6 protein-coding genes are annotated in these 5,742 nt (G+C 63.1%); 2 read left to right on the top strand and 4 right to left on the bottom strand.

Annotated elements, in window-relative coordinates:
• From accB to EOA36_RS25465, 4 genes are all read right to left on the bottom strand, one after another.
• Entirely contained in the window at positions 1-462 is a 462-nt protein-coding gene (gene accB, locus EOA36_RS25480; protein WP_127279917.1) for an acetyl-CoA carboxylase biotin carboxyl carrier protein, read from the bottom strand.
• 26 nt (positions 463-488) lie between these two features.
• A complete protein-coding gene (aroQ, locus tag EOA36_RS25475) occupies positions 489-923 on the bottom strand; it encodes a type II 3-dehydroquinate dehydratase (protein WP_127279916.1) in 435 nt (144 codons plus the stop codon).
• Positions 924-1,068: 145 nt separating this feature from the next.
• On the bottom strand, positions 1,069-1,944 hold the full coding sequence (locus EOA36_RS25470; RefSeq protein ID WP_127279915.1) for a DsbA family protein: 876 nt from the start codon (positions 1,942-1,944) through the stop codon (positions 1,069-1,071).
• Positions 1,945-2,013: 69 nt separating this feature from the next.
• Positions 2,014-3,408 (bottom strand): M48 family metalloprotease, encoded by a 1,395-nt coding sequence (locus EOA36_RS25465; RefSeq protein WP_127279914.1) that lies wholly within the window; start codon positions 3,406-3,408, stop codon positions 2,014-2,016.
• 147 nt (positions 3,409-3,555) lie between these two features.
• Here EOA36_RS25465 and EOA36_RS25460 point away from each other — a divergent pair, with 147 nt between their 5' ends.
• Together EOA36_RS25460 and EOA36_RS25455 are read left to right on the top strand one after the other, a co-directional pair.
• Positions 3,556-4,704 carry an aminotransferase class I/II-fold pyridoxal phosphate-dependent enzyme gene (locus EOA36_RS25460; protein ID WP_127279913.1) on the top strand — a complete coding sequence of 383 codons (1,149 nt, stop codon included), beginning with the start codon at positions 3,556-3,558 and terminating at the stop codon, positions 4,702-4,704.
• Positions 4,705-4,708: 4 nt separating this feature from the next.
• Positions 4,709-5,638: a glutaminase gene (locus EOA36_RS25455; RefSeq protein WP_127279912.1), complete on the top strand. Its 930-nt coding sequence runs from the start codon at positions 4,709-4,711 to the stop codon at positions 5,636-5,638.
• The last annotated feature ends 104 nt before the right edge of the window (positions 5,639-5,742 follow it).

The following is a 5,742-nucleotide window of genomic DNA, read 5'->3' as shown; positions in this document are numbered from 1 at the left end:
CTACTCGATCACGACAAGCGGCATGCCGTATTCGACCGGCGTCGCGTCCTCGAACAGGATCGCCGTCACCGTGCCGGCGCGCGGCGAGGGAATCTGGTTCATCGTCTTCATCGCCTCGATGATCAAGAGCGTCTGTCCTTCCTTGACCTTCTGGCCGACCTCGATGAACGGCTTGGCGTCCGGCGACGGCGCCAGGTAGGCAGTACCGACCATGGGCGAAGGGACGGCGTTCTTGGACACGTCGACCGCGGCCGGGGCAGCCACGGCGGCAGATTGGGATGCCGCTGCCGGCGCATAGGCCGGTTGCGGTGCGGCGATCGCATGGACGGTAGGCGCCTGCCGTGACACCCGTACCTTCAGGTCGCCGAGTTCAACCTCGATCTCGGTCAGGTTGGTGTCGTTCAGTATGCCCGCCAGATCGCGGATCAGTTGCTGGTCAACACCGGTCTTCTTTATCGACATTTTCGAGCCTTCTGTTTGTTGGCCGGTCATAGGCGTGCGGCCAGCGCTTGCAGCGCCAGCGTGTAGCCGAGCGGCCCAAAGCCACAGATCATGCCGACAGCGACCGGCGCGACCATGGAGACGTGGCGGAACGGTTCCCGCGCGTGGATGTTGGAAAGGTGAACTTCGGCGACCGGCAGCGGCGCGATCGAGCGGATGGCGTCGTGGATGGCAATCGAGGTATGGCTGTAGGCGCCTGGATTGATGACGATGCCGGCGGCCTTGTCGCCGGCTTCCTGGATCCAGTCGACAAGATCGCCTTCATGGTTCGACTGGCGGAAATCGATCTCGATCCCGAGCGCTTTGCCTGCCTGCTTGCAGTCGTCGGCGATGGCCGCGAGCGTCTTGCCGCCATAGATGCCCGGCTCGCGCTTGCCGAGCGCGTTGAGATTGGGACCGTTCAGGACGAAAACCGTTTTCAAAAAAGTCGACCTTTTCCGGCGCCGACGTCAAGCCGGCGCGCTGGGCCTCTATACCGGGCATAGTCGCCCGCGGAAAGAGCGCAAGTGCGTTCTTTCACTGTCCACAACAGGCCGAAACGTGCCCGTGAAGAAAACCACTCGCCGGTCAAAGCGCGGCTTTCGCCGCCTCGATCTTTTCGGCAAGCACTTCCTGCCCGAGCGCCCCGAACACGACCTCGTTGCCGACGACGTAGGAAGGGGTTCCGGTGATCTGCAGCTTGTTGGCAAGATCGTAAGTCTTGGAGAAGGCCTCGGGGATCGACGCGTCCTTCATCTTCTCGCGCAGCGTCGCCTCGTCGGCGCCGAGCGAAAGTGCGATCTTGATCGCGGTTGCCTCGGTGGCGCGCCCCTGGCCGCCGAGCAGCGCATTGTGGAACTCGCCGTACTTCTCCGGCATCATCAGGTGGAACGCCATCGAAACGACGCTGGCCTTCTGCGAATCCGGGCCGAGGATCGGGAATTCCTTGAGCACGAAACGCAGATCCGGATCTGACTTGGTCAGGGCCCGCATATCCTCGATGGCGCGTTTGCAGAAGCCGCAATTGTAGTCGTAGAACTCGACGATCGTTACCTTGCCGTTCGGGTTGCCGACGACGCCGTCGAAGGTGGAGTTGAAGATCTGGTCCTTGGCGTTCTTGATGACGCCGAGCGCCGCGAGCCGCTGCTCCTCCTTCTGCTTGGCCTCGAGTGCGTCCTGCACTTCGAGCAGCACTTCCGGATTCTTCAGGAGATAGTCGCGGATGATTCCCTCGACCTCGGCGCGGTCGATTTTGGTATCGGCCACGGCCGACTGGGCAGGCTGCGCCGTCTGGACAGGCTGCGCCGTCTGGACAGGCTGCGCCGTCTGGACAGGCTGCGCCGTCTGGGCAGGCTGCGCCGTTCCGGCCTTCGCAACCTGCGGATTGCCGGCCACGAAACCGAAAGCCAGCATGGCAAGGGCGGCCGCAACCCCCGTGGTGCACAGCAGCAGTGCCTTCTTCATCGTTCTCGTTCCTTCTGCCTGTTTTCCGGTCTGGCTGTGTCGCAGCACACGGCCGGAGGGTTCATGAGTTTACTGGCTCTTGCCTGATGATTTGTAGTTTATGATGTCCTGGGCGCGTATCCAGCGCGGCTCGCCGCGCTTCATCTGCTGTTGCGCCCGCATGGCGAAGATCTTCGCATCCTTGTAGTTACCGGAATAGAAATGGCCTTCGGCGGTGGCAAGCTCGGCGCCCGGTATGTCTCCCAGCTCGCCGTAAGCCTGCGCCAGATAACGATAGCCGGTGGAGTTTTCCTTGTCGCGCCCCAGGCCATTGTTGATCTGCACGACAGCTTTCTTGAGCGAGTCGGGCGTGCCGACCGCCATCAGCGCCTGGCCAAGCGAGACAGGCAGCAGGCCGGACCGTGCCGGATCGAGGCTGACAGCCTTGGCGTAGGCGTCGGCCGCATCCCTAGGCTTGTTCGCCTTCATCAATATATCGCCGCGCAGTTCCTGGAAGTAGGCATTCTTGGGCTGCGCCTTGATCAGGGCGTTGGTCTTGGCGAGCGCCGCGTCGAGGTTGCCGTAGAGATAGGTCGACTGGGCATCGCCGTATAGCGCCGCCATGCCGCCGCGCATCTTTTGTATCAGCCGCGCCGCGGCGGCCTGGCCTTCCATGTAGACGGCAATCTTCACCCGCATCATGTCATGGCGCTGCTGCAGCGTCGGCGCGTCGAGCTTGTCGACATTGGGGCTCTGCTTGACCAGCACCTCGAGATTGGCGATGCGGTCCTGCGGCATCGGATGGCTGATCCGGTAGGGATCGACCTGCGCGCCTGACAGCGACAGCGCGGTCTGGAAGCGGTGGAAGGTCTTCAGCATGCCCATGCCGGACTGGCCGGTGGCATTGAGATAGGTGATAGCCGAGCGGTCGGCCGTGATTTCCTCGGTGCGCTGATAGGCGAGGATGCTGCGCTGCGCCATCTCGCCGCCGCCAGCCGCCACGCCCATGCCGGCCCCGGCAAGGCCGCGGCTGTTTGTCGTCGCGCCGGCGACCATGGCGCCGGCACCGAGCAAGGTGGCGATGATGGCCATGGTCTTGGCGCGTTCGAGTTGCTCGCGCAGTTTCTGCTGGTGGCCGCCGGCGATATGCCCGGCTTCGTGCGCGATGACACCAATGATTTCATTCGGTGTTTCAGCCGTCATCAGCGCGCCGGTGTTGATGAACAGCCGGCGCCCGGTGACGAAGGCGTTGAAGCTGGAATCATTGACCAGCACGATGTCGATGCCGTCATTCGCCAGCCCGGCCGCCTTGAAGATCGGCCGTGCATAATCGCGTACCAGAGCTTCGATCTCGGCGTCGCGTACCACTGGCACGCCCTGGGCGAAGGCGGTCACCGAACCGGCCACTGCAACCGCGGCGGCAAGCGAGATCGTCGCGAAGACACGCGCTGCCCGGGCAATCGTCGATCTGGGTCGGCTCAACATAATGTGTCCACTGGTAGACGAGCGGGCGAAAGATGAAAAGTCGGCGCCTGAAAAACTTCCTCAACTTGTGATCCTCACATCAATCGGGCATTTGTGCGGCGCATGCGTCAGGACCTGGCGCGCTCAATCCTCGCAACAGGGGTAAAAATGGTCGTTTCGCTCTCCCATCGCGGCAATGTCGAGCCGTTCCACGCCATGGATGTGCTGGCCGAAGCGAACCGGCTGAAGGCACAGGGCGTGCCGGTGATTTCCATGGCGGTCGGCCAGCCATCCGATCCGGCGCCTGTCGGGGTTCGCGCCGCCGCGGCCAAGGCGCTGGAGGTTGGACGCATCGGCTATACCGACACCTTGGGCCTGGCCCCGCTGCGCAAGGCGATCGCGGGGCATTACGCGGATCACTACGGCTTCGATGTCGACCCTGGCCGGATCGCGGTGACCACCGGATCGTCGGCGGCCTTCAATCTCGCTTTCCTGGCGATGTTCGATCCCGGCGATCGGGTCGCCATCGCCGCGCCCGGCTATCCCGCCTATCGCAACATCATGGCAGCCCTTGGCATCGACGTGGTCGAAATCGAGCTCGGCGACGCGGCTTATTTGCATGCCGGCCATCTGCAGGCCGCGCATCGGGAGAAGCCTCTGAAGGGCGTGCTGTTTGCAAGTCCGGCCAATCCGACCGGCGCCGTCATACCGGCCGATGAACTGGCGGCCCTGGTCACCACGGCGGAATCCCTCGGCATCGCCGTCATTTCCGATGAGATCTATCATCGGCTGGCCTATGGCGCCCCAGACACCACGGCACTCGCCTTTAGCAACAGCGTGACGGTGATCAACTCGTTCTCGAAATACTATTGCATGACCGGCTGGCGCATCGGCTGGATGGTGTTGCCGGAAGACCTCGTGCGGCCGGTAGAGCGCATCGCCCAGAGCCTCTACATCTCGCCGCCGGAGCTGTCGCAGATCGCGGCGATCGAGGCCTTTACCGCAACCGAGGAATTGCAAGCGGTGAAGCGGCGCTATGCCTGGAATCGCGAGCTTCTGATGAAGCGCCTGCCGGAGCTGGGTTTTCCCCTGGCGGCGCCCATGGATGGCGCCTTCTATGCCTTTTGCGATGTCACCCGGCACAGCAATGACAGCATGGCCTTTGCCCGCAAGATGCTGGCCGAGGCGCATGTGGCGGCGACGCCCGGCCGTGACTTCGACACCCGGGCGGGCCACCGCACGATGCGGTTTTCCTATGCCGGCAGCCACGACGACATCGTCGAGGCGATGGCGCGCATCGAACGCTGGTTGAGGTAGCGCCATGCCGGAGCTCGAACAGGCGCTGGCGGAAGTCGCGGCGGAAATGGCTGAACGCACCGATCGCGGCGATGTCGCGACCTACATTCCCCAACTGGGCAAGGTCGATCCGAAGAAATTCGGTATCGCGGCCGTCACCAATGACGGCGGCGTGCTGGTGGCTGGCGATGCCGACCAGGCTTTTTCGATCCAGAGCATCTCGAAGGTGTTTACCCTGACGCTGGCGCTCGGCAATGTCGGCGACGCGCTGTGGAAGCGGGTCGGGCGCGAGCCGTCCGGCAACCCGTTCAACTCGATTGTCCAGCTCGAGCATGAGAACGGCATTCCGCGCAATCCGTTCATCAATGCCGGCGCTATCGTCATTTCCGACATCCTCCTTGCCGGCCACCAGCCGCGCGAGGCGATCGGCGAGATCCTGCGCTTCATCCAGTTCCTCTGCGACGACGAGACCATCATCATCGACCGCGAGGTCGCGGCTTCCGAACGGGCCACCGGCTACCGCAACTTCGCACTCGCCAATTACATGAAATCCTTCGGCAATCTCCATCATGCGCCGGAATTGGCGCTGGGCGTCTATTTCCATCATTGCGCCATCGCCATGAGCTGCCGGCAACTGGCAATGGCCGGTCGCTTCCTCGCCAATGGCGGCAAGAACCCGGCGACCGGGTATCAGGTGGTGTCGGCGGAGCGGGCGCGGCGCATCGGCGCCATGATGCTGACCTGCGGCCACTATGACGGCTCCGGCGATTTCGCCTTCCGCGTCGGTATTCCCGGCAAGAGCGGCGTTGGCGGCGGTATATTGGGTATCGTGCCGGGGGTCGCCTCGCTTGCCGTCTGGTCGCCCGGCCTCAACGCCAACGGCAATTCCAAGCTGGGTTCGATCGCGCTGGAAAAGCTCGCCAGGATGATGAACTGGTCGATCTTCGCGCCATAGCGATCACGACCTGCCGGATATGAAAAATCCCGCGCCGTTCGTTTCGATCGGCGCGGGATTCTTTTTGTCAGAAAATCAATTCAAGAATTTGAAAAGCCTAGAAA

This window comes from Mesorhizobium sp. M8A.F.Ca.ET.021.01.1.1 (genome assembly GCF_003998025.1).
Taxonomy (GTDB): domain Bacteria; phylum Pseudomonadota; class Alphaproteobacteria; order Rhizobiales; family Rhizobiaceae; genus Mesorhizobium.
This window is presented reverse-complemented; position numbering and strand designations above follow the sequence as displayed.